At 66.5% G+C, this 24,000-nt stretch carries 22 protein-coding genes and 3 tRNA genes; 18 read left to right on the top strand and 7 right to left on the bottom strand.

The features are described from left to right. Positions 1-224: 224 nt before the first annotated feature. Complete coding sequence (locus AC5RVS_RS13640; RefSeq protein WP_494108552.1) at positions 225-926, bottom strand: response regulator; 702 nt, start codon at positions 924-926, stop codon at positions 225-227. An 85-nt stretch (positions 927-1,011) separates the two neighbouring features. Beyond that, positions 1,012-2,193, bottom strand: coding sequence for a sensor histidine kinase (locus AC5RVS_RS13635; RefSeq protein ID WP_494108551.1), 1,182 nt, complete (start codon positions 2,191-2,193; stop codon positions 1,012-1,014). Between the two features lie 126 nt (positions 2,194-2,319). On the opposite strand from AC5RVS_RS13635, the gene AC5RVS_RS13630 reads away from it, so the two are divergent. Then, complete coding sequence (locus tag AC5RVS_RS13630) at positions 2,320-3,384, top strand: 3-isopropylmalate dehydrogenase (protein WP_494108550.1); 1,065 nt, start codon at positions 2,320-2,322, stop codon at positions 3,382-3,384. 64 nt (positions 3,385-3,448) lie between these two features. Then, a complete protein-coding gene (locus tag AC5RVS_RS13625; protein ID WP_494108549.1) occupies positions 3,449-4,552 on the top strand; it encodes a branched-chain amino acid aminotransferase in 1,104 nt (367 codons plus the stop codon). Between the two features lie 147 nt (positions 4,553-4,699). Here AC5RVS_RS13625 and AC5RVS_RS13620 read toward each other — a convergent pair whose 3' ends face one another. After that, entirely contained in the window at positions 4,700-5,317 is a 618-nt protein-coding gene (locus AC5RVS_RS13620) for a hypothetical protein (protein WP_494108548.1), read from the bottom strand. 64 nt (positions 5,318-5,381) lie between these two features. After that, entirely contained in the window at positions 5,382-5,813 is a 432-nt protein-coding gene (locus AC5RVS_RS13615; RefSeq protein WP_494108547.1) for a DUF7793 family protein, read from the bottom strand. A gap of 181 nt (positions 5,814-5,994) precedes the next feature. Between AC5RVS_RS13615 and AC5RVS_RS13610 the strand changes: the two genes are divergently transcribed. From AC5RVS_RS13610 to AC5RVS_RS13600, 3 genes are all read left to right on the top strand, one after another. Continuing rightward, on the top strand, positions 5,995-6,786 hold the full coding sequence (locus tag AC5RVS_RS13610) for an MBL fold metallo-hydrolase (RefSeq protein ID WP_494108546.1): 792 nt from the start codon (positions 5,995-5,997) through the stop codon (positions 6,784-6,786). A 63-nt stretch (positions 6,787-6,849) separates the two neighbouring features. Then, the gene (locus AC5RVS_RS13605) at positions 6,850-7,623 is read left to right on the top strand and encodes a fumarylacetoacetate hydrolase family protein (RefSeq protein ID WP_494108545.1); all 774 of its coding nucleotides are present in this window, start codon (positions 6,850-6,852) and stop codon (positions 7,621-7,623) included. A 193-nt stretch (positions 7,624-7,816) separates the two neighbouring features. Then, positions 7,817-7,942 carry a hypothetical protein gene (locus AC5RVS_RS13600; protein WP_494108544.1) on the top strand — a complete coding sequence of 42 codons (126 nt, stop codon included), beginning with the start codon at positions 7,817-7,819 and terminating at the stop codon, positions 7,940-7,942. A gap of 54 nt (positions 7,943-7,996) precedes the next feature. Here the strand turns inward: AC5RVS_RS13600 and AC5RVS_RS13595 are convergent, their stop codons facing one another. Then, positions 7,997-9,310 carry a UDP-glucose dehydrogenase family protein gene (locus tag AC5RVS_RS13595; RefSeq protein ID WP_494108543.1) on the bottom strand — a complete coding sequence of 438 codons (1,314 nt, stop codon included), beginning with the start codon at positions 9,308-9,310 and terminating at the stop codon, positions 7,997-7,999. Between the two features lie 124 nt (positions 9,311-9,434). Here AC5RVS_RS13595 and gltX point away from each other — a divergent pair, with 124 nt between their 5' ends. The 7 genes from gltX (at position 9,435) to AC5RVS_RS13560 (ending at position 15,973) form a co-directional block, all read left to right on the top strand. Beyond that, positions 9,435-10,934 carry a glutamate--tRNA ligase gene (gene gltX, locus AC5RVS_RS13590; protein WP_494108542.1) on the top strand — a complete coding sequence of 500 codons (1,500 nt, stop codon included), beginning with the start codon at positions 9,435-9,437 and terminating at the stop codon, positions 10,932-10,934. A gap of 142 nt (positions 10,935-11,076) precedes the next feature. Further along, positions 11,077-11,148, top strand: a tRNA-Gln gene (locus AC5RVS_RS13585). 63 nt (positions 11,149-11,211) lie between these two features. Further along, positions 11,212-11,284 (top strand) — tRNA-Glu (locus AC5RVS_RS13580). Positions 11,285-11,334: 50 nt separating this feature from the next. Then, positions 11,335-11,410: transfer RNA gene (locus AC5RVS_RS13575), tRNA-Glu, on the top strand. A 101-nt stretch (positions 11,411-11,511) separates the two neighbouring features. Next, entirely contained in the window at positions 11,512-13,302 is a 1,791-nt protein-coding gene (locus AC5RVS_RS13570; protein WP_494108541.1) for a dynamin family protein, read from the top strand. Further along, positions 13,299-14,909 carry a GTPase gene (locus tag AC5RVS_RS13565; protein ID WP_494108540.1) on the top strand — a complete coding sequence of 537 codons (1,611 nt, stop codon included), beginning with the start codon at positions 13,299-13,301 and terminating at the stop codon, positions 14,907-14,909. The genes AC5RVS_RS13570 and AC5RVS_RS13565 overlap by 4 nt, the downstream gene beginning before the upstream one ends. Before the next feature lie 23 nt (positions 14,910-14,932). Next, positions 14,933-15,973, top strand: a complete 1,041-nt coding sequence (locus AC5RVS_RS13560) for a thiamine-phosphate kinase (RefSeq protein WP_494108539.1) — start codon at positions 14,933-14,935, stop codon at positions 15,971-15,973. 6 nt (positions 15,974-15,979) lie between these two features. Here AC5RVS_RS13560 and AC5RVS_RS13555 read toward each other — a convergent pair whose 3' ends face one another. After that, on the bottom strand, positions 15,980-16,699 hold the full coding sequence (locus tag AC5RVS_RS13555) for an IclR family transcriptional regulator (protein ID WP_494108538.1): 720 nt from the start codon (positions 16,697-16,699) through the stop codon (positions 15,980-15,982). A 147-nt stretch (positions 16,700-16,846) separates the two neighbouring features. Between AC5RVS_RS13555 and leuC the strand changes: the two genes are divergently transcribed. The 6 genes from leuC to AC5RVS_RS13525 all read left to right on the top strand — a co-directional run bounded on the left by leuC (position 16,847) and on the right by AC5RVS_RS13525 (position 23,440). After that, positions 16,847-18,313, top strand: coding sequence for a 3-isopropylmalate dehydratase large subunit (gene leuC, locus AC5RVS_RS13550; RefSeq protein ID WP_494108537.1), 1,467 nt, complete (start codon positions 16,847-16,849; stop codon positions 18,311-18,313). A 15-nt stretch (positions 18,314-18,328) separates the two neighbouring features. Next, on the top strand, positions 18,329-18,928 hold the full coding sequence (leuD, locus tag AC5RVS_RS13545; protein ID WP_494108536.1) for a 3-isopropylmalate dehydratase small subunit: 600 nt from the start codon (positions 18,329-18,331) through the stop codon (positions 18,926-18,928). A 224-nt stretch (positions 18,929-19,152) separates the two neighbouring features. After that, positions 19,153-20,469: a UDP-N-acetylglucosamine 1-carboxyvinyltransferase gene (gene murA / locus AC5RVS_RS13540; RefSeq protein WP_494108535.1), complete on the top strand. Its 1,317-nt coding sequence runs from the start codon at positions 19,153-19,155 to the stop codon at positions 20,467-20,469. Positions 20,470-20,475: 6 nt separating this feature from the next. Further along, entirely contained in the window at positions 20,476-21,261 is a 786-nt protein-coding gene (locus AC5RVS_RS13535; RefSeq protein ID WP_494108534.1) for a lysophospholipid acyltransferase family protein, read from the top strand. Further along, positions 21,258-22,292, top strand: a complete 1,035-nt coding sequence (locus tag AC5RVS_RS13530) for an NAD(P)H-dependent glycerol-3-phosphate dehydrogenase (RefSeq protein WP_494108533.1) — start codon at positions 21,258-21,260, stop codon at positions 22,290-22,292. Before AC5RVS_RS13535 ends, AC5RVS_RS13530 begins: the two co-directional genes overlap by 4 nt. Next, on the top strand, positions 22,289-23,440 hold the full coding sequence (locus tag AC5RVS_RS13525; protein ID WP_494108532.1) for a D-alanine--D-alanine ligase family protein: 1,152 nt from the start codon (positions 22,289-22,291) through the stop codon (positions 23,438-23,440). The genes AC5RVS_RS13530 and AC5RVS_RS13525 overlap by 4 nt, the downstream gene beginning before the upstream one ends. A 9-nt stretch (positions 23,441-23,449) precedes the next feature. Here AC5RVS_RS13525 and AC5RVS_RS13520 read toward each other — a convergent pair whose 3' ends face one another. After that, on the bottom strand, positions 23,450-23,932 hold the full coding sequence (locus tag AC5RVS_RS13520) for a DUF3515 domain-containing protein (protein ID WP_494108531.1): 483 nt from the start codon (positions 23,930-23,932) through the stop codon (positions 23,450-23,452). Positions 23,933-24,000 lie beyond the last annotated feature (68 nt).

Genomic DNA, 24,000 nt, shown 5'->3' with positions numbered 1-24,000 from the left:
CAGGACACCGACCAAGGCTGCACTGCAAACGAGTAGCGTTTGTCTTCTTACTGTGGCCACGTATTCCCCAATAGCGCTCATTGATTGGCTGAGACGGACGGGCCTGCTTATCCGTGCACTATGAGACCGCGTCCGCAGGTGGAACGATATCATCGTCTCCCGCCGGGTCCATTAAAACGTTTAAATGAAAGCACCCTCAGTGGCCCAGCCCGGGCCTGACTGGATTATGGCGCCACTACCCCGGTTTCGTAGGCGATCAGCACGGCCTGCACCCTGTCGCGGGCGTTCAGCTTGGCGAGGATGTGCCCCACGTGGGTCTTCACCGTGGCCTCCGATAGGAACAGTCCGGCGGCGATCTCCGGGTTGGACAGCCCCCGGGCGATCAGCGTGAACACCTCGCGTTCCCGGGCGGTGAGTGATTCGACGGCCTGGTGGTTGCGGCTGAGGGACGGACCGGGAGTGCGCAGCAGCGGTGCCACGTGGTCCAACAGCCGCCGCGTGGTCGACGGGGCTATGACGGCGTCCCCCCGGTAGACGGTGCGGATGGCTTCCAGCAGCTCCTCCGGCGGCGCGTCCTTGAGCAAAAATCCACTGGCCCCGGCCTGGATGGCGGCCAACGCGTATTCGTCCAGGTCGAACGTGGTCAGCACCACCACCTTCAGCTCCGCCCGGTCCGAACCGTTCGGCTGCGCTGCGGCGGTCTCGAGCAGCCTGGTGGTCGCCTCAATCCCGTCCATGCCCGGCATCCGTACATCCATGAGTGCGACGTCGGCGTGCACCTTCGCGAGCGCGCTCACCGCCTCGCGCCCATCGCCTGCCTCGGCCACCACGTCGAGGTCCGGTTGGGAGTTGATCAGCATTTTGAAGCCGCCGCGGACCAGCTTCTGGTCGTCCACCAGAGCAACGCGGATAGGGGAGTCGGTCATCGGGGTCTTTCTGGGTCGGCGGCCCGGCAAGCCGGCCTAAGACGGTTTCAGCGGGAGCGCGGTCGCTCGGCGGGCGTGCGAGGGCTCAGGTTTCGGTGTAGGGGATGAAGGCGCGGACGCGGAATCCGCCGCCGGTGCGCGGGCCGGCCTCCACGGTTCCATCGTAGAGCGCCAGCCGTTCGGCCATTCCCGTCAGGCCCTGCCGGCTGCAGGCGGTGGCAGGATCGGCGGCGGTTCCCCGGCCGTCGTCGTCAATTTGCAGCCTGAGCCCGCGGGCGGTCCAGTGCAGACGGACCTGTGCGGAGGCCTCCGGGCCGGCATGCTTGAGGACGTTGGTCAGGCCTTCCTGCACCACCCGGTAGGCGGTCAGCTCGGCGCCGGCCGGCATCGGGCGCCGCGGCCCGCCGGCCTGTTCCAGTTGCACGGTGAGCCCGGAGCGCCGGACGGTTTCCACGAGGGTCTCCACATCGGCCAACGTCGGCAGCGGCCGGGTCGACGCGACCTCATCCCCGCGCAGCACCCCCAGCAGCCGGCGCATGTCCCCCAGCGAGGTCCGGCCGGTGTCCGCAATGGTCGCCAGGGTTTCCGTGGCCACCGCCGGGTTCTGCGCGCTGGCGTACCGGGCGCCGTCGGCCTGCGTGATGATCACCGAGAGCGAGTGCGCCACAATATCGTGCATTTCGCGGGCAATGTGGCTCCGCTCGTCGGCGGCGGCCAGGTCCCGTTCCTGCTGCCGCTCCACCTCCAGCCGGCGGGCCCGGTCCTCGAGTGCCTGCACCGTGAGCCGGCGGTTCCGCACCAGGTCGCCGAAGGTCCAGCAGACCAGCACCACGGCATCGATCGCCACGAGCGCGAGCAGGTAGAACGGGGCGGTGCCTGCGGTGAGCGGAGAGGTGATCATGTACCGCACCACATACAGGGCACCGCCGAGCAGCGCCAGCACCAGTCCGCCCAGGCTCGCCCACCGCGGTCCGTAGGCTGCCAGCGAGTACACCGTCGCCAGGACAAAAATATGGGCCGGAACAGGCTCGGCCAGGAACGCGACGTTGAGCAGCGCGGCAACGGCCATGGCCACGCCCGATTGCCACGGACGGGTCCGCCGCCAGGCGAGGGGGATGATCAGGAGGGCGGAGAGGATGAACGGCGCCATGCTGCCCATGGCCACGTAGGACAGCGGCAGGACGGCGAACGCCGCCAGCATCAGGATCAGGTCGACCTTGCCGGTGTTGGCTTGGAGCCAGCGGTAGACGGTGTGGTGCATGCCCATGACGGAAAACTCTATGCTGCGGGCGAGGCGGCCCGCGTCATGCCCAGGTCTGAGGTTCCCGCGCGCTGTGTTCACATTTTGGGACGGTTTGCCCAGAATGTGGAACGGTTTCCTAAACTTGAAGCCATGAGCGCAGCAGCGAAGGCATTTTCCCTGGCAGTCATTCCCGGCGACGGCATCGGGCCGGAAGTCGTGGCGGAGGCGGTGAAGGTCCTCAAGGCGGCCACTGCCGACGGCGGGACCACCTTCGACCTGACCGAGTACCCGCTGGGCGCCGAGCACTGGCTGGCCACCGGCGAGACCCTGCCCGAGGAAACACTGCAGCGGCTCCGCAAGCATGACGCGATCCTGTTCGGCGCCGTCGGCGCTGCCCCCGGCGACACCCGGATCCCGTCCGGCGTCATCGAGCGGGAGATGCTGCTCAAGCTGCGCTTCTCCCTCGACCACTACGTGAACCTGCGCCCGGCCAAGCTGCTGCCCGGCGTCCCCAGCCCGCTGGCGAACCCGGGCGAGGTGGACTTCGTCGTCGTCCGCGAAGGAACCGAAGGGCCCTACGTGGGCAACGGCGGCGCCCTGCGCGTGGGCACACCGCACGAAATCGCCACCGAGGTCTCGGTCAACACCGCCCACGGCGTGGAGCGCGTGGTCCGGGACGCCTTCCGCCGCGCGTCGGCACGCCGCAAGAAACTCACCCTGGTACACAAGCACAACGTGCTGGTCCATGCCGGGCACCTGTGGCGGCGCACCGTGGAGGCGGTCGGCGCCGAGTTCCCGGACGTCGCCGTCGACTACCTGCACATCGACGCGGCCACCATCTTCATGGTCACGGACCCGGCCCGCTTCGACGTGATCGTCACCGACAACCTGTTCGGCGACATCATCACCGACCTGGCCGCCGCGATCACCGGCGGCATCGGCCTGGCGGCGTCGGGCAATATCAACATGGACCGCACCGCCCCGTCCATGTTCGAGCCGGTCCACGGCTCGGCCCCGGACATAGCCGGCCAGCAGAAGGCCGACCCCACGGCGGCCATCCTGTCCGTGGCCCTGCTGCTGGAGCACCTGGGCCTGGCGGTCGCGGCGGCCCGCGTGCAACAGGCGGTGGAGCGCGACGTCGCTGCCCGGGGGAGTGCCCCCCGCGCCACTGCCCAAATCGGCGATGCCATCACCGCCGCTTTGGCAGTAGGGTAGTTAACGGTTACTAACCAAAATCATTATTTGACGCACAAGGGCGTGCCCTCACCGCGGAGGAACCATGACTGAAACCCTCGAATTCACCCAGCAGCTCTCGGACCGTCCGAAGAGTGCCGAGGAGCGCGCCGCCATCTTGGCGAACCCGGGCTTCGGCAAGCACTTCACGGACCACACGGCCGTCGTCGACTACAAGGTCGGCGCCGACGGCAAGGGCAGCTGGTCGAATGCGCGGATTGAGCCGTACGGGCCCATCATGATGGATCCGGCCGCCGCGGTGCTGCACTACGGCCAGGAGATTTTCGAGGGCCTGAAGGCCTACAAGCACGAGGACGGATCCGTCTGGACCTTCCGGGCCGAGGCCAACGCCGCCCGCTTGAACACGTCGGCGCGCCGGCTGGCCCTTCCGGAGCTGCCGGAGGAAACCTTCATCGAGTCCCTGCGCCAGCTGGTCACCACCGACAAGGCGTGGGTTCCCTCCGGCGACGGCGAAGCACTGTACCTGCGCCCGTTCATGATCGCCACCGAGGCGTTTCTGGGCGTGCGCCCCGCCCACGAGGTCTCCTACCGCGTGATCGCCTCGCCGGCCGGCAACTACTTCGGCGGCGAGCTCAAGCCGGTGTCCATCTGGCTCTCCGACCGCTACTCCCGCGCCGGCGAAGGCGGTACCGGCGAGGCCAAGTGCGGCGGCAACTACGCCGCGTCCCTGGCCGCGCAGCTGGAAGCCGAAGCCAACGGCTGCCAGCAGGTGCTGTTCCTGGACAAGTTCAACGACAACGCCATCGAAGAGCTCGGCGGGATGAACGTGTTCTTCGTCTTCAAGGACGGCAGCCTGGTCACTCCGGAACTGAACGGCCACATCCTGCACGGCGTCACCCGTTCCTCGGTGATCGAGCTGGCCAAGGACCGCGGCCTGGACGTGCAGGAACGCAAGATCACCATCGATGAATGGCGCGACGGCGTGGCGGCGGGGGACATCACCGAGGCCTTCGCCTGCGGCACGGCAGCCGTGATCACCCCGATCGGCGAGCTGAAGGCCGACGGCTGGAGCATCGCCTCCCCGAGCGCCGGGTCCGGCGACGTGTCCATGTCCATCCGCCAGGAGCTGCTCGGCATCCAGACCGGCGCCGTGGAGGACTCGCGGGGCTGGCTCACCCGCCTGGCCTGACCACTTACCCGCCCCGGGTCTCCGCGCCCCGCCTGTGGCAGAGTGCGCTGGCCCAGTCGGTCCTGCCGCTGGTGGTCCTGCTCCTGTTGTTCCTTTGACGCAGGATGACGACGGCGGGCCCGCCTTTCCGGGGCCGCCCCGCCGCCGCTACCGCTTCCGGGCCGCTGCCTTGCGCTCGGCAGCCTTCCGGGCCTTCTTGGAGACCGGCTTCAGCGCCTTGCGCTCGGCCTCTTCGGCGGCAATCCGGTTCTTCCGGGCATCCACCAGATCGTTCCACAGAGCGGTGGCGAAGCTGCCGCCGTCGCGCGCGTAGACCTCGTAGGGGAAGGAAGCGAAGATCGCGGACGGCGACGCCGGCCCCGGGAGGCCCTTCCCGCTCTTCAGCGCGTACGCGTCGCCGAGCGCCCAGGTCTCCGACAGGAAGCGGGCCAGGTTCTCGCGAATGAACACGTTGGCGTCCGGGGCGTCCGCCGCCTGTTCCAGCAGGGTCTGCAGCCGCGAGGACGCCAGCGCCGATGCTGCGGCGGCATCTGCACCGCCCTCGGCGGCAGCCTCAAACTCCGCGGTGAACTCCTGGACGGCGGTTTCCCAGTCGGTGGTCTCGCGGTTTTTCTGCCAGGTGGGGAACCACACGATGTCCCCGTTGGCGTGGTTGTGGATGTGCTGCATCCCGCTGTTGCGCTCGGCCACCGCATGGTCGTGCTCGGCCACGTCGTATTCGGCCAGCAAGTCGGCCAGGGACGTGGTGTTCTTGGTATCCGCCATGGAGTTTTTCCTTTTCGTGCAGCTGCAATGGTTCCACCAAGGGCAACCCCACGACCGCTCGGACTTATTCCATCTGCACGGTGGCAGTGCGTCCGGCATGCGCCGCCAGCCACGCCCGCGCCTCAGCCTCGTCGTCGAAATAGCGGGCCGGGAAATCATCGTTGGCGAAGATGCGCACAAAGAAGCTGGCAAGCACCCGGTCCACCGCCCCGTTGCCGAGCACTGCCAAGGCGACGGCCGGCGTAAAGGTATCGGCGATCATTCGCGCCTCCGGGGTCACCCAGCGCACGCCGGCCATTTTTAACAGCACCGCCACTTCCCGGTCTCCGGCCACGTCGAAGAGGTGGTCGACAATGTGCTGCGCGAGCTCTGCACCGACGCTGAGGCCGCGTCGGATAGTCAGCACCAGGAGGCCATCCCCGCCCAGCTGCACGTCGTATGTCGAATCAACTTTTTCCAGCACCGATCCCCCCATCCGGCTGGAAGATGTGTGCATCGCCCAACCCTTGTCCGGCCGCCGTTGGCCGGACTGCAGGTGCCTAGCCTAGCGAACAACGTCAGACCACCGGTACGCGCGGGCAAATGTGAACGGATGCCTTCCTGCGTGGCGAAAAGGTCGGCGGCGGTGCCTGCCGCCACGCGCCGCCAACCTGCGGCTCCGGGCGGGGAGTGCGAGGATGAATCCTGTGACCGCTGAACAGAATCCCTCCTTTGTCCGCAGCAGTGAGCTGACCCGGTACCGGCTGGCCCCCAACCCGGGGCCGATGAGTTTGGACGGCACCCAGTCCTACATGATCGCCGCCCCGGGGAACAGGGGAGCGGTCGTTGTCGATCCCGGGCCGCTGGACGAGGAACATTTGGCCGAGCTGGCGGCGGCGGGAGAGGTGGAACTGGTCCTGATCACCCACCACCACATCGACCACACCGAAGCGAGCGAACGCTTCCATGAACTGACCGGCGCCCCGGTGCGTGCCCTGGACGAAGCACTTTGTCATGGCGGCGAACCGCTGCGGGACGGCGAGGTGATTCGGGCGGGCGGCGTCGAGATCCGTGTGCTGGCCACTCCGGGCCACACGGCGGATTCGGTGAGCTTCCATCTTCCCGACGACGGACCACACGGCTCGGTGCTCACCGGCGACACCATCCTGGGCCGCGGCACCACCATCATCGCCTACCCGGACGGCAGGCTCGGCCCGTACCTGGATTCGCTGGCCCGACTGGAACTCCTCGGTCCGACGAAGGTATTGCCGGCGCACGGCGGCACGCTCCCGGACCTGGCTGCCATCTGCCGCGAGTACGCCAGCCACCGCCACCTGCGCCTGGACCAGATCCGCGCCGCCCTGGAGCACCTCGGCGCCGACGCGTCCATCGATGCTGTCACCGACCACGTCTACGCCGACATCGACCCCGCCGTCCGCCTCGCCGCCGAATCCTCCGTCGCCGCCCAGCTCGACTACCTGCGCGGCTGAGCGGTGCAGGTGTGGACTAGTCCCGTTTGAAATCCACGGGCCGGAAACCAGTAGGCTAAACCCATGCGCATAGCCCGTTTTGTCCTTGAATCCGACCCCCAGTACGGCATCGTCGAAGGCGAGGAGGGGAGCGAGCAGGTCACCGTCATCGCCGGCGACCCGTTCTTCAACGGCATCCAGCCCACCGGTGCCCAACACAAGCTCGAGGACGTGCGGCTGCTCGCCCCGATCATTCCGCGCAGCAAGGTGATCGGCATCGGCCGGAACTATGCAGACCACATCCAGGAAATGGGCAACGAGACGCCGGCCGCCCCGCTGATGTTCCTCAAGCCCAACACCTCGGTCATCGGTCCCAACGAACCGCTCGTCCTGCCCGAATTCTCCGACGAAGTCTCCTACGAGGCCGAGCTCTGCGTGATCATCGGCCGGATCTGCAAGGACGTCCCGGTAGAGCGCGTGGACGAGGTCATCTTCGGCTACACCTGCGGCAACGACCTGACCGCCCGCGACGCGCAGCGCACCGACAACCAATGGGCACGCGCCAAGGGCTTCGACGGTTCCGCCCCGCTCGGCCCGTGGATCGAGACCGAACTGGACACCGAAAACCTGGCCATCCGCGGCCGGCTCGACGGCGAGCTGAAGCAGGACGGGAACACGTCGCAGATGATCTGGGGTGTCAAGGAACTGGTGTCGTACGCCTCCCAGGCGTTCACCCTGCTGCCGGGCGACGTCATCATGACCGGCACCCCCGCCGGCGTCGGCACCATCGAATCCGGCCAGCGCTTCGAGGTCGAGATCGAGGGCATCGGCACCCTCTCCAACACCACCCGCCGGTGAAAATCGTGTTGACTTCCCATCGGCAGGCAGAGTACGACGGCGGGCGACTGGCCTGAGGGGACAACATGCAGTCGGACGCGCGATTGGCGAAGCGATGAGATCTGCTGCCCGAAGAGGTAGCGGCAGATCTCATCGTCGTTCCTTCCTTGCCTTTGCACTCGGCTCCATTGCCACGTTCTCAGTGGCGGCACGGGTGACCCACCATTTGGGCGGTCCGCTGTGGCTGGCCGGCACGTTCCTAGCGATCGGCATCGTGCTGGCGCTTTATTACCTGTACCGTCACGCCAACCGATGGCGACGGGAAAAGGACCGTTCCTAGTACGACGAAAGCGGGGTCCGAAGCGCTGGCTCGGACCCCGCTCGACTACGCAGGTTACGGACGGCCGATGCCGCGGTAAGTCCAGCCTGCGGCGCGCCAGGCAACAGGATCGAGGACGTTGCGTCCGTCGAGGATGTTCTGCTCGTCCACCAAGCTGCCGGCTTCCACCGGATCCAGGTCCTTGTACTGCTCCCACTCGGTTAGCAGGACCAGCGCATGGGCATTGAAGACGGCCTTCTTCAGGTTAGGCTCGTAGCTCAGTTCCGGGAAGCGGTGCTTGGCGTTGTCCAGCGCTTCAGGGTCAGTGACGGTGACCGTGGCGCCCTGAAGCTGCAATTGGGCAGCGACGGAGAGGGCGGGGGAGTCGCGTACATCGTCGGAGTTCGGCTTGAAGGCCGCGCCAAGGACGGTGATGCGTTTGCCGATAAGTGACCCTCCGATGAGGTCCCGGGTCAGCTCCACAACGCGCGAGCGCCGACGCATATTGATGTCATCGACTTCACGTAGGAAGGTCAGTGCCTGGTCTGCGCCGAGTTCGCCGGCACGTGCCATGAACGCGCGGATGTCCTTGGGGAGGCAGCCGCCCCCGAAACCGACACCGGCGTTGAGGAATTTGCGGCCGATGCGGTCGTCCATGCCGATGGCGTCGGCGAGGGCCGTGACGTCGGCGCCCGTCGCCGCACAGATTTCCGCCATCGCGTTGATGAAGGAAATCTTCGTGGCGAGGAACGAGTTTGCAGCCGTCTTCACAAGCTCTGCCGTTGCATAGTCGACGACCAGCCGGGGCGTGTTGTCGGCCAGCGGAGTGGCATACACCTCGTCAAGGGCTGAGGTCGCGGCCTCGCCGGCGGCGCCCTCGGGGACGCCGTACACAAAACGGTCGGGAGTCAGCGTGTCCTTGACTGCGTGGCCCTCGCGTAGGAACTCAGGGTTCCATGCCAGGACGGCACCGGGGGCGCCGGCAGCAACGGTTTCAGCCAGCCGCGCTGCAGTTCCGACGGGGACGGTCGACTTGCCGACCGCGACGTCCCCATTACGCAAATAAGGGATGAGTTCGGTAAAGGCCGCGTCAACATAGGTGAGGTCTGCGGCATACTCGCCCTTGCGTTGGGGAGTGCCGACGCAGACAAAATGCACCTGCGCACCTTCGGCCGCGGCCATGTCGGTGCTGAAGGTCAAGCGGCCTGTCGCCTGAACTTCAGCAAGGAGTTCAGGCAGGCCCGGCTCGAAGAAGGGAGCCCTGCCGGCCTGCAGGTCAGCAACCTTCCGCTCATCGACGTCTATGCCAACAACATCGTGGCCCAACTTGGCCATGGAAGCTGCGTGCACGGCACCGAGATAACCGCAGCCGATGACAGAAATACGCATGGAAATCCTTTGAGATGGAAAATGCAAAGAGTAAAAGCTGTTGACAGTATCCCGGGTTCATTCTCGCGATGCCAAAACGTATAAACAACGGTGCAGCGCGCAGCAGACTAAACTGGAGCACATCATGACTACTGCAGCTGCCATCCCCTCTGTCGACGACGAAACTCCTGTCCGTGTGCGCTTCTGCCCGTCTCCCACGGGCACGCCGCACGTAGGACTGATCCGGACTGCCCTGTTCAACTGGGCCTACGCCCGGCACACCGGCGGCACCATGGTGTTCCGGATCGAGGACACGGATGCCGCCCGCGACAGCGAGGAAAGCTACCAGCAGCTGTTGGAAGCGCTGAAGTGGCTGGGCATTACCTGGGACGAGGGCGTGGAGGTCGGCGGACCGCATGAACCGTACCGCCAGTCCCAGCGCGGCGATATCTATCAGGACGTCATCGCGAAGCTGAAGGAAGCCGGCCACCTCTACGAGTCCTATTCCACCCCGGAAGAAGTCGAGGCCCGGCACAAGGCCGCCGGCCGCGACGTCAAGCTGGGCTACGACAACTTTGACCGGGAGCTGACGCGGGACCAGATCGCCGCGTTCAAGGCCGAAGGACGCGAACCAGTGCTGCGGGTCCGGATGCCGGACGAGGACATCACCTTCGCCGACCTCGTGCGCGGGGAGATCACCTTCAAGGCCGGCAGCGTGCCGGACTTCGCCGTCGTCCGCGCCAATGGCAAGCCGCTCTACACGCTGGTCAACCCGGTGGACGACGCGGTGATGGGCATCACCCACGTTCTCCGCGGCGAGGACCTGCTGTCCTCGACTCCCCGCCAGATCGCGCTCTACCGGGCTCTGGTGGACATCGGGGTGGCGCGCTACACGCCGCTGTTCGGCCATCTCCCGTACGTGATGGGCCAGGGAAACAAGAAGCTTTCGAAGCGCGACCCCGAGTCCAACCTGTTCCTGCACCGGGAACGCGGTTTCATCCGCGAGGGCCTGCTCAACTATCTCTCCCTGCTGGGCTGGTCGCTGTCCGCCGACGAGGACATCTTCACCATCGACCAGATGGTGGAAGCCTTCGACATCCACGACGTCCTGGCCAACCCGGCGCGCTTCGACCTGAAGAAGGCCGAGGCCATCAACGGGACCCATGTGCGCCTGCTTGAACCCGGCGACTTCAAGCTTCGGCTGGTCCCCTACCTGCAGCACGCCGGCCTGGTCGGGGAGTCGTTGACGGAACGCGAGCAGATGATCCTCGCCGACGCCGCACCGCTGATCCAAGAGCGCATCACCTTGTTGGGCGAGGCGCCGGAGATGATGGCGTTCCTTTTCAAGAACGACAACGAGATCGAGATCGCCGACGATGCGCGCAAGGGCCTGCCCGAGAACCTGACGGAAGCCCTGGACGCCGCCCTGGCCGCGCTCGAACCCCTCGAGGAGTGGACGGCAGAGAACATTCAGGCAGCCTTGCGGGCGGCCTTGGTCGAGGGCCTGGGGCTTAAGCCGCGGCTGGCCTTCGGGCCGGTGCGCACCGCCGTCTCCGGCCGTCGGATTTCGCCGCCGCTTTTCGAATCCATGGTGATCCTGGGCAAGGACTCCTCCCTGGCGCGTATCAAGGCCTTCCGCGGCTGAGCGCGGCCCGAGCCACGCACGGTCTGGCCGCCGCGCGTCGCTCGTTTTGCACTTTCGAGCAGGCATCCGGTAAAGTAATTACTCGTGCTGAGGCGCTAGGGAAAGGGCGAGAGCCCGTTTCCAACGGCTCCGAAAGTGCCATTGGGATATGGTGTAATTGGCAACACAACGGTTTCTGGTACCGTCATTCTAGGTTCGAGTCCTGGTATCCCAGCGCTACAGTCTCCGCTCCGGCGGAGACTGGATTGTGTGGAGCGAAAACTCCACGCAAACCTACGGCCCCATCGTATAGCGGCCTAGTACGCCGCCCTCTCACGGCGGTAACGCGGGTTCGAATCCCGCTGGGGTCACGGTCCGACAAGGACAAGGCAGTGCAGGCCTTCAACTGTGCAAGCTATGCGGCCCCATCGTATAGCGGCCTAGTACGCCGCCCTCTCACGGCGGTAACGCGGGTTCGAATCCCGCTGGGGTCACCAACAGCCGGTCCCGGACATCCCGTCCAGGACCGGCTTTTTGTATGCCCGGAGATTCGTCATGCCTACGGCCCGCCTTGGCGTAGGTGACGGCTCCTGCTGGCATGATAGGAAACGTGACGAGCAGGTTGCCCGAGGGCCAAGACAGGGGAGCGGCGGCCGCTGTCGTGCTCCTGGAACAAAGCCGCGACTCGCTTGAAGCGATGGAGTTGCCGCTGGACGTTCCCGGTGCCGCTGCAGCCCGCGACTCAATCGCGGCCGCCATTGCCCAATTGAACGACTACGTTCTGCCCCGCTACCGCACCCTGGAAGCGCCGCTGCTGGCAGTAGTTGGAGGATCCACCGGGGCCGGGAAATCAACGCTCGTGAACGCGGTGGCGGGTTTTCCGGCCACCCGTGCCGGAGCGATTCGGCCCACCACGCGCCAACCCGTCCTGCTGCACCATCCGAGCGACGCGGCATGGTTCACGGAACGGCGGATCCTGCCCGGCCTCAGCAGAATCACCGGAACACTGGCGACGGACGCTGCCGACAGGCAAGCCTACAATCCGGAACCCGCGGGCGAGCCCGCGGGAACCTCTCTGGTGTTGCTCGCCGACGGCAGCATCCCTGCCGGCATAGCGTTGCTCGATGCACCGGATATCGATTCGATCGCCGACGAGAACCGGCGACTGGCCGGACAACTGCTGGCCGCCGCGGACTTGTGGATTTTCGTCACCACCGCCAACCGGTACGCCGACGCCGTGCCGTGGGCGCTGCTCCTGGACGCCGCCCGCCGGGACATCGAAGTGGCCGTCGTCCTGGACCGGGTACCGGAAGAAGTTGAGCGTGAGGTCCGCGCCGACCTTGCCGGCCTGCTGCAGCGGCAGGGCCTCGCAGCGGCCCGGCTGTTTGTCATCCTCGAGTCCAGGCTGGACGACCAGGGCATGCTGCCGGCCGGTGCCGTCGATCCCCTCCGGGCGTGGCTCCAGGAACTCGCCGCTGACGCGTCCGGCCGCGCCGACATTGCCCGCCGCACCCTCGGCGGGGCGGTGCGCTCATTGGCCACAACGGTCGGGGCGGTCGCCGATGCCGCGGACGACCAGCATGCCGCCGGCCGGAGACTGCGCAAGGTCGTGGAAGACGCTTACGAGGCGGCGACCACGCGGGCTCTCGCGGCTACGGAGGACGGAACCCTCCTCAGGGGCGAGGTATTGGCGCGGTGGCAGGACTTTGTCGGCACCGGGGAATTCTTCCGGGGCATCGAGAGCGGGATAGGCCTGCTGCGGGACCGGATTGGCGCGTTCTTTTCCGGCAAGCCCGCTCCCTCCGTCGAAGTCGAGGAAGCCATCGAGTCCGGCCTGCAGGCCGTCGTCGTCGAGGCAGCGGCCGCCGGCGCCGAGGAGGCCGACACGCGCTGGCGGGCGGACCCGGCCGGACAGGGCCTGCTCGGACGGGAGGACCTCTCGACCCCCAGCGCGGGCTTTGCGGATGAAGTAGCGCGTGAAATCCGGGCGTGGCAGGCAGACCTGCTGGAATTGATCCGCAGCGAGGGCGAAAGCAAGCGCTTTACCGCACGGATGCTCTCCTTCGGAGTAAACGGCCTCGGGGTGGCCCTGATGGTGGTAATTTTCGCGGCCACCGGCGGGTTGACCGGTTTGGAAATCGGCGTGGCGGGCGGAACGGCCGTCGTGGGCCAGAAGCTGCTGGAAGCGGTCTTCGGCGAGGACGCCGTGCGCCGGCTGGCGCGCAAGGCCCGCGCCGAGCTGCGGGAGCGCACGCGCAGGCTCATGCACGCCGAAGCGGAGCGCTTCCTGTCCCGGATCCCGGACGTGCCGCAGGCAGGGCCCCTGCGCGGACTGGCACAGCAGCTGCAGGCCTTGGGAGCCCAGACGGACACGGGAGCGTCGGATTGAGCCGCCACCGGGGGCAGCCCGAAACGTCCCTGTTGCAGACACGGCTGGATGCCTTGAACACAGCAGGCGGGCTCGCCGCGGGCGTGCTGCCGGAAGCGGAACTCGCACCCATCAACGAAGTCCTGGAACGGGCCAGCACCCGCCGTTCCCTGTCCGCCGAGCACACCGTGGTCGGGTTTTTTGGTGCGACGGGCAGCGGAAAATCCTCCCTCTTCAACGCCGTATCCGGGACGCACTACGCCACTGTGGCGGCACGTCGTCCCACCACATCGGAAGCGTTGGCGGGAATTTGGGGAACCGCCGGCAGCGAACCGCTGCTGGACTGGCTGCAGGTGGCCAACCGGCACGTTTTGGACGACGGGTCGTTCGCCGGGCACGGCGGCCTGATCCTGCTGGACCTGCCGGACTTTGATTCCACCGCCGTCGAGCATCGCGCCATTGTGCAACGGTTCGTCGGCCAGGTCGACGTACTGGTCTGGGTGCTGGACCCGCAGAAGTACGCCGATGCAGCCGTGCACCATGGGTTCCTGCGGCCGCTGGCCTCCCACGATGCGGTGACGTTGGTGGTGCTGAACCAGGTGGACCGGCTGGCCGAGGGACAGCTGCAACCGGTCTTGGGTTCGCTGAGGGAGATTTTGCTGCGTGACGGTCTCGGCCGGGTGGATGTTTATCCCGTCTCCGCCACGACGGGGACCGGCCTTGAGGAGCTGACGGCAGCAATCACGGCCTTCGCCGACAAGCGGCAGGCCGCAGCGGAGCGGCTGCTCGCCGATGTCAGAAAGGCAGCCCAGGCGCTGGACGTTGAACCCGAGGCGGAGCCGGCCGGCGTCAGCAAGGCAGCCAGGAGCATCTTGGCCGAGCAGCTGGCCCAGGCGTCAGGGGTGGATGCGATTGGCGACGCCGTGGGGGCTTCGTACCGGCGGCGGGCGCATGCCAGGACCGGATGGCCGGTAGTCCGCTGGCTCGGAAAACTGCGCCGTGATCCGCTCAAGCGGCTTAACCTGGACCGCAAGGACGTCAATCCGCTGCTCAACCGCTCGTCGATGCCGGCGCCGGGCCCCGCCCAACGGGCGCAGGCCGACAAGGCTATCCGGCAGTTCGCCGACCGCGCCGGTGAAGGCGCCGGCGCCCCTTGGCGCGCAGCCATCCGGCGGGCAGCACGGTCCGCGGAGGAGACACTTCCGGACGACTTGGACCAGGCCTTGGTGGGCACAGACCTGCGCTCCGACCGTGCGTCGTGGTGGTGGCCCGTCTTTGGCCTGCTCCAGTGGCTCGCCCTCGCGGCCGCCTTGGCCGGAGCGCTCTGGCTCCTGGGCATCGCGGCCCTGGGGTACCTCCAGTTCGTGGTGCCTGAGACACCGCTGGTCGAAGGCTTCCCGGTGCCGACCTTGTTGCTGACCGCCGGGGTCCTCGCCGGGGTGGTGCTGGCGCTGGCATCCGGCCTGATCTCACGTTTCGTTGCCCGCGCCCGCGCCTCGAAGGCACGACGGCGGCTCCGGGACGCTGTTGCGCGGGTGGCGGAAGAGCGGGTGGTACGGCCTGTCGAAGAGGCAGTGGCCCGGCACCGGGAATTCAGGCAGGCAGTGCTGCAGGCGTCCGGGGAATGACATCCGCGGGGAGCCGCGGGGTCATGGAGCCGGCAACAGACGAGATACAAGGGAGAACGCAAAGATTGGCCGCTGAACTGACTGTTAACGATCTGGACGAAGGGGCGCTTCTGGACAGGATTTTCCCCCGGCTCGGCCCGGCCAACGTCCCGGTCGGCCCAGGCGATGACGCTGCCGTTATCGACGCACCCGATGCCCGGACCGTCATCTCGATCGACACGTTGGTCCAGGATCAGGACTTCCGGCTTGAATGGCCCTCCGGGTACCGGACCACGGGCTACGACGTCGGGTGGAAATCCGTGGCGCAAAACGTCTCGGACATCAATGCCATGGGAGCAGTGCCAACGTCCATGGTCATCAGCCTGACCCTGCCCGGTGAGACGCCGGTGGCGTGGGTCGAGAGCCTGGCCGACGGCGTGGCGGATGCCATGCGCAAACTGGGTGCGGACCGGTGCTCCGTCGTCGGCGGTGATCTTGGCCGCGGCGAGGCGCTCGTGGTCACGGCTGCCGTCACCGGGGACCTCGAAGGCCGCCGCCCCGTACTGCGCGGCGGTGCGCGTCCCGGCGATGTCGTCGCCGTGGCGGGGACGCTCGGGCGGGCGGCGGCTGGATTACGTCTGCTCGAAAGCACACATTTCAGCGAAAAGGCCCCGGCTTCCCTGCAGGCGCTGGCTGCGACCCAGTCCCGGCCCGTGCCTCCGCTTTGCGCCGGCCCGGCTGCGGCAGAATCCGGCGCCACCGCCATGATGGACATTTCGGATGGCCTGCTCCGCGATGCCTCTCGGTTGGCACGCGCCAGCCGTGTCGCGGTGGACCTGACGTCAGCACAGTTGCAGCACTTTTCCGCACCGCTGGACGAGGCAGCCGCTCTGTTGGGCGCGGACCCCATGGACTGGGTCCTCGGCGGCGGCGAAGACCATGGCCTGCTCGGTACCTTCCCCGCCGCACGAGCCCTGCCGGGGGGATTCGCCGCCATCGGCGTGGTCCGCGGCAGCGGATCGGCTCCTGTGACCCTCGACGGCATTTCCGCCCAGGTCCGGGGATGGGACCACTTCCGGGGCTGAAGCCTGCTAGTCGTTGGTCTTCTTCAAGGCTTCGGTCAGTTGCGCGGCCGCGTTGCAGACCACCTCGGCGTGGAGCCGGCCGGGTTGCCGCGTGAGCCGCTCGATCGGCCCGGAGATGGAAACTGCGGCAATGACCCGCCCGGACGGACCGCGGACCGGGGCCGAAACAGACGCCACGCCTGGTTCGCGTTCGCCGAGGCTCTGGCCCCAGCCGCGGCGGCGCACGCCGGCGAGGACCGTCGGGGTGAAACGCGCCCCATGAAGTCCTTCGAGCAGCCTTTCGTGGTCTTCCCACGCCAGCAGCACCTGGGCGGCGGAGCCGGCCTTCATCGAAAGCTGCGTCCCAACGGGAATGGTGTCCCGCAATCCGATCGGCCGCTCGGCCGAGGCGACGCATACCCGCGAATCGCCCTGCCGGCGGAAGACCTGGGCGCTTTCACCCGTGGCATCGCGGAGGTTCATGAGCACCGGGCCGGCAGCTGCTATGAGCCGGTCTTCGCCCGCGGCCGCGGCCAACTCGACCAGCCTGCTGCCCAGGACGAACCTGCCTTGCATGTCCCGGCTGACCAGCCGGTGGTGGACCAGCGCCAGGGCGAGCCGGTGGACGGTGGGCCGGGCCAGCCCGGTGGCGGCAACCAATTGCGCGAGGGAAGTGGGCCCGGCCTCCAGGGTGTCCAGCACCATGGCCGCCTTGTCGATGACGCCGACACCGCTTGGATTGTCCATAAGCTGATACTCCCATCTCAATATGTGAGATGCAAGTCCATTGACTGGCGGGAGAGCAGCCGCACTGGAAGAGTTAAAGCACACACTTAGTGCGGGCCTCCCGGCGGGAGGTAACCCTGCGTTGGTATTGATGGAGGAGATCTGGCCATGGCCGGTAACACTGCGGGCAAGACGCTCGCCGAAAAAGTCTGGGATGCACACGTCGTGCGCCGCGGCGAAGGTGAAGGCGCGGCGCGCCAGCCCGACCTCCTCTTCATCGACCTTCACCTGGTGCATGAGGTCACGTCGCCGCAGGCTTTCGAGGGGCTGCGCCTGGCGGGGCGCAAGCTGCGCCGGCCGGACCTGACCATCGCGACCGAGGACCACAACACCCCCACGCTGGATATCGACAAGCCCATCGCCGATCCCACCAGCCGCACCCAGATTGAAACACTTCGCACCAACTGCCGGGAATTCGGGGTGCGCCTGCACTCGCTCGGGGACGCCGAGCAGGGAATCGTGCACGTGGTGGGGCCCCAGCTGGGGCTCACCCAGCCGGGCATGACCGTGGTGTGCGGCGACTCGCATACCTCCACCCACGGCGCGTTCGGTGCGCTGGCTTTCGGCATCGGGACCTCCGAAGTAGAGCACGTGATGGCGACGCAGACGCTGTCGCTGAAGCCGTTCAAGACGATGGCCATCAATGTTGAGGGCACGCTGCGCCCCGGCGTCACCGCCAAGGACATCATCCTGGCGGTCATCGCCAAGATCGGAACCGGCGGCGGCCAGGGCTACGTGCTCGAGTACCGTGGCTCCGCCATCCGGGCACTGAGCATGGAAGCCCGGATGACCATCTGCAACATGTCCATCGAGGCGGGCGCCCGCGCCGGCATGGTCGCCCCGGACCAGACCACCTTCGACTACCTGAAGGGCCGTCCGCACGCCCCGGAGGGTGCCGACTGGGACGCCGCCGTCGAAAACTGGCAGACGCTGCGTACCGACGACGACGCCCCGTTCGACGCCGAGGTCTTCCTGGACGCCGACACGCTGGAGCCGTTCGTCACGTGGGGGACCAACCCTGGACAGGGCGTTTCCCTGTCGGAAGCCGTGCCGTCGCCCGACGACTTCGCCGACGAAAACGCCAAAGCCGCGGCGGAACGCGCGCTGACGTACATGGGTCTCGAAGCCGGCACCCGCATGAAGGACATCCCGGTCGACACCGTCTTCCTGGGCTCCTGCACCAACAGCCGGATCGAGGACCTGCGCATCGCGGCAGACATCATCCGCGGCCGGACCAAGGCGCCGAACGTGCGCATGATGGTGGTCCCCGGCTCCGCCCGCGTGCGACTGGAAGCAGAGGCTGAAGGCCTGGACAAGGTGTTCAAGGAGTTCGGTGCCGAGTGGCGGTTTGCCGGCTGCTCCATGTGCCTGGGCATGAACCCGGACCAGTTGGCACCGGGGGAGCGCTGCGCGTCCACGTCCAACCGAAACTTTGAAGGCCGGCAGGGCAAGGGCGGACGGACGCACCTGGTATCGCCGGTAGTGGCGGCGGCCACTGCAGTCCGGGGCACGCTGAGTTCCCCCTCGGACCTGGGCCCGGTCAACAACGACGCCGTATCGCGGCCTGCTGCTTAAGGAGCCTGAACAATCATGGAGAAGTTCACCACTCATACCGGCATCGGCGTCCCGCTGCGGCAGTCCAACGTGGATACCGACCAGATCATCCCGGCGGTGTACCTCAAACGGATCACCCGGACAGGCTTCGAAGATGCCCTCTTCGCGGCCTGGCGCAAGCACGAGGACTTCATTCTCAACCAGGAGCCGTTCAACCGCGGGTCCGTCCTCGTGGCCGGCCCGGATTTCGGTACCGGTTCCTCGCGTGAACACGCTGTCTGGGCGCTGAAGGACTACGGGTTCCGTGTTGTGCTCTCCTCCCGGTTCGCCGACATCTTCCGGGGAAACTCCGGCAAGCAGGGGTTGCTGGCTGCCGAGGTCGCCCAGGATGACATCGAGCTGATCTGGAAGGAACTGGAGAACCACCCGGGCACCGAAATCACGGTGGACCTGGAGTCGAAGACCGCCATCTGCGGAACCATCACCGCCCCGTTCGAGATCGACGACTACACCCGCTGGCGGTTGCTCGAAGGTCTGGACGATATCGGGTTGACCCTTAAGCATGAGGCGGAAATCACCACCTACGAAGCGACCCGGCCATCGTGGAAGCCGAAGACCCTCCCGGCCAAAGTCTGAGGACACGCGCTTTGCCCCGAATCGGCGCCGTCGAGGGAACCGTTCCGGCTCCGTCGGCGGCGCTGATTTGCACCTGAGACTGCATCATGCAAGGCACCGGCCGGCCGCAGGGAAAGCGCCGGGCTCGTACCCCGTTTATTTCAGAGTGGTCACGGATTGCCAATATGCTTAGCTGAGGCCTTGGCGCAGTTCGGCGCTAAACTAGCTTGAGGAAACAGGTATTCATGGCAAGTGTTTTGACCATTCGTGGTGGCGTTCCGTTGGCGGGGAAGGTGTCCGTCCGCGGTGCCAAGAACCTGGTTCCCAAAGCGATGGTCGCGTCCTTGCTCGGCGGAGACGCGTCGGTCCTGCGGAATGTGCCCGAAATCAGGGACGTGGAAATCGTCACCAGCCTGCTCCGGCTGCACGGCGTCGAGGTGTCCAAGGACGCGGTGACCGGTGACCTCACGCTTGACCCCACCAACGTCAAGACAGCCCACATGAAGGACATCGACGCCCACGCCGGTGATTCCCGTATTCCGATCCTCTTCTGCGGGCCCCTGATCCACGCGATCGGCGAAGCCTTCATCCCCGACCTGGGCGGCTGCCGAATCGGCGACCGGCCCATCGACTACCATCTCGACGTGCTGCGGCAGTTCGGCGCGATCGTGGACAAGCGGCCCGGTGGCATTGCCATCTCCGCACCCAGGGGATTGAAGGGCGCGAAGCTCACGCTGCCGTATCCCAGCGTGGGCGCCACCGAACAGGTTCTCCTGACCGCAACCCGCGCCGAAGGCATCACGGAACTAAGCGGCGCCGCCATCGAGCCGGAGATCATGGACCTGATCGCCGTGCTGCAGAAAATGGGCGCCATCATTTCGGTCCAGACCGACCGCGTCATCCGTATCGAGGGCGTCACCGAACTGGCCGGGTTCAACCATCGAGCGTTGCCCGACCGCAACGAGGCAGCGTCCTGGGCTTCCGCGGCCCTGGTGACGCAGGGAGACATTTACGTCGAAGGGGCCCATCAGGGCGATCTCACCGCCTTCCTGAACACCTACCGCAAGATCGGCGGGGCGTTCGACATCGACGACGACGGCATCCGCTTCTACCACCCGGGCGGGAGCTTGTCTCCGCTGGTGCTCGAGACCGACGTCCACCCCGGCTTCATGACGGACTGGCAGCAGCCCCTGGTCGTTGCCCTGACGCAAGCCGAAGGCGTCTCGATCGTGCACGAGACCGTCTACGAGAACCGGTTCGGATTTACCGAAGCCTTGATTCGAATGGGCGCGAACATCCAGGTGCACCGCGAATGCCTCGGCAGCATTCCGTGCCGCTTCGGGCAGCGGAATTTCCTCCATTCTGCCGTCATCTCGGGACCCACCCAGCTTTCCGGCGCAGAAATTGACATCCCCGACCTCCGCGGAGGATTCAGCCACCTGATCGCCGCCTTGGCGGCGGCAGGAACCTCCCGCGTCACCGGCATCGAACTCATCAACCGTGGATACGAACGCTTCCAGTCAAAGCTGGAGGGCCTCGGCGCGGATTTCGACGTCGAGTAGGCGGCCATGGGAGCAGACTCCAAAGAGCGGGTGGTCATCGGCGTCCTCGCCGGCGCAGTCCGGCCGTTCCTGAACCTGGCACTCCGGCGCAACTGGACGGGGACAGAGAATTTCCCCAAGGACCGGGGATTCATCGTCTGTCCGAACCACAACACGGAGATCGATCCACTGGTGGTCGGCCATTACGTCTACAACCAGGGCGCCCTTCCGCATTTCCTGGCGAAGGCCTCGCTGTTCAAGATTCCCGTGGTCGGGCAACTGTTGACGGCGGCCCGGCAGATACCGGTGGAGCGAAGCAGCTCGGGCGCAAACCGTTCCCTGGACGCCTCGCGCGAGGTGCTCGATGAAGGCGGTGCCGTGATCATCTACCCCGAGGGGACGCTGACCCGGGATCCGGATCTGTGGCCGATGCGCGGGCGCACCGGGGCGGCAAGGCTCGCCCTGCAGACCGGCGCTCCCGTCATTCCGGTTGCGCACTGGGGTGCCAACGAACTGTTGCCCCGCTATGCGAAGAAGCCGAGCCTTTTTCCGCGCAAAACGGCCCACGTCACGGCCGGACCTCCGGTGGACCTGAGCGAATTCAGCGGCTTGCCGATCACCAGGACCGTTCTCGAGGCTGCAACGAATAGGATTATGGACAGCATCACGGCGCTGCTCGCCGAAGTACGCGGCGAGGAAGCGCCTGCCGTCCGCTGGGATCCTTCTGCTCACGGTCAAAGCGCCATTGGCCGGGACTTTGGTTCCGGCGAGCCGGTGCATACAGAAGAGCTACCGCCCGAGGAGAAGTTGTGACCGCACGCCCCGACCTGCCTGCCAACATCGCAGTTCTCGGAGCAGGAAGCTGGGGCACCACCTTTGCCAAGGTAGTCGCGGACGCCCATCCCGAGGTCGAGGTCAGGCTTTGGGCCCGGCGTGCGGAAGTGGCTGCGGAAATCAATTCCACGCACCGGAATGCGAAGTACCTGCAGGACATCGTGCTGCCGGAGAACATCGTCGCTTCGGAGGACGTAGCCAAAGTCCTCCATGGTGCGCCGCTGGTGGTACTGGCGGTTCCCGCCCAGACTCTTCGGCCGCAGCTGGCTTCCTGGAAGCCGCTGCTCGATCCGGAGGCAGTGGTTGTCTCGCTCATGAAGGGACTGGAGCGGGGCACCGATGCCCGCATGAGCGAAGTCATCAAGGAGGAGCTAGGCCTGTCCGACGACCACGTAGCCGTCATTTCCGGCCCCAACCTGGCGCTTGAGATTGCGCGCAAGGAGCCGACCGCCTCCGTGGTGGCCTGCACGGACGACGACACCGCGCAGTGGATTGCGCGGCTGTGCACGGCCAGCTATTTCCGTCCCTACACGAACCCGGACGTGACGGGGGTGGAGATCGGCGGCATCGTCAAGAACATTATTGCCCTCTGCGTGGGAATTTGTGACGGCAAGGGCATGGGTGACAACACCAAGGCGACGGTCATCACCCGCGGACTGGCCGAGACCACCAGGCTCACCCTTGCCCTCGGTGGCGAGGTCCAGACGATGGCCGGTCTGGCGGGGCTAGGCGACCTGGTCGCCACCTGCGCGTCGCCGCTGTCGCGCAACCATACGGCCGGACGGCTCTTGGGCGAAGGCCTGACCCTCGACCAAGTGACGGAACGAATGACCCAGACAGCCGAAGGCATCAAGTCGGGCCGCGCCGTGCTGGATTTGGCCACCAAGGTGGGCGTGGACATGCCGATCACCGAGGCAGTGGTTGCCGTTTTGGAGGGGCAGGTTTCCGTTGAGGCGCTGGCGCCACGCTTGTTGACCCGTGAACTCAAATCCGAAGGTGAACTCCAATGAACGACGAAAGCGTGCCCACCGCGAACGCTCCGGCTCCGCGCCGCAAACCCCGCGTTGCCGTCCTTTTCGGCGGGCGGTCCAGCGAACATTCCGTGAGCTGCGTCACCGCGGCCGGGGTTCTCGGGGCCATCGACAAGGACAAGTACGACGTCGTTCCCATCGGCATTGCGCGCAACGGCCAGTGGGTCCAGGTCGCCGATGATCCGGCCAAGTGGTCGCTCGCCTCGGGGAAGATGCCGGAGATCAGTACGTCCGCCGAACCTGTCATGCTGGCCAGCCGGCGGGACACGCCGGAACTCATGGTTGCGCCGGCCGCGCAGGTTCCGCAGAGCCTGGGGAACGTGGACGTGGTGCTGCCGCTGCTGCACGGGCCGTTTGGCGAGGACGGAACGCTTCAGGGGTTGCTGGAAATGGCCGATGTCCGATACGTCGGCGCCGGCGTGCTGGCCTCTGCCGTCGGCATGGACAAGCACTATATGAAAGTGGTCTTCGAATCTGCCGGCCTCCACGTCGGCCCCTATCAAGTCATCACGGACCGTCAGTGGCAGCAGGACCCGGAAGCGGCGCTCGAACGTCTGGGCACGCTTCAGTTCCCGGTCTTCGTCAAGCCGGCCCGGGCGGGCTCTTCCATGGGCATCACCAGGGTCGCCGAGCCGGGCGGCCTCCGCGCCGCCGTGGAAGCTGCCCGGGAACACGATCCCAAGGTTGTTGTCGAAGCCGGCATCATCGGCCGCGAAATTGAGGTAGCGGTGCTGCAGGGCCGGGGAGTGGAACCCACCCGCACCAGCCTGCCCGGGGAAATCGCCGTCCAGCCCGGCGGGCATCAGTTTTACGATTTCGAGGCGAAATACCTGGACGGTACGGCGGCTGCGCTCAGCTGCCCGGCGGATCTGCCCGCTGACGCCACGGAGAAGGTACGCGAGCTCGCCGCGCAGGCGTTCGACGCGCTCGGGGGAGAGGGGCTCTCCCGGGTTGACTTCTTCTACACGCCGGACGGCGAGCTCATTATCAACGAGATCAACACCATGCCGGGGTTTACGCCCATCAGCATGTATCCGCAGATGTGGGCGAAATCCGGGCTGCCCTACACCGAGTTGATCGACGAACTGCTGTACCTGGCGCTCAACCGCAAGACGGGTCTCCGTTAAGCAGGCTGGCTACCGGACGTCGGAAATGCTCAGGCACTCCCGTTCCTGGGGGATTTCAGCCGCAGCCGCCGAGAGGTCCATCAACACGCTGCTCTCGGCTACGTCGTCGGGCCTGAAAATCAGTTCCGTGGCAGGGGTGCGCCCGTAGGTTGTGGCCGTCCAGTAGCCGTTCTCGCCTTCGCGCAGCACCCAGTCGACGTCGTCGACCGAGACGCATTGGTCCGTCGTAGGGCCCGGAACCTGCACCCCGCACCGCAGGATTACCTGGGAAGGGTCCCCCCAGGCGGCCGTAGCCTGGCTGCTCGTCTCCCGGCGTGGGAAATCGGCGACGTACTGCGGGAGGATGACCATCATCGGTGCGCATCCGGGGTTTGCCGCGTCCGGAGCCGCGTCGACATTAACAACCGGCGAGCAAGCAGACGTAAAGGCAACGGTTGCCGCTCCCAGCAATAATCCGAGGGAGAAGCGGCGTGGCGAAATCATGCGCGGCATAGGTCCAGTTTACGGTTGTCGTAGGCAATGAGGCTAAAATGAACAGGTTGCCTAAGTTGGGAAGGTCG

It is taken from the genome of Arthrobacter sp. Y3221048 (assembly GCF_059092685.1).
The sequence above is the reverse complement of the archived record's forward strand: the minus strand, read 5'-3'. Positions and strand labels throughout refer to the sequence as shown.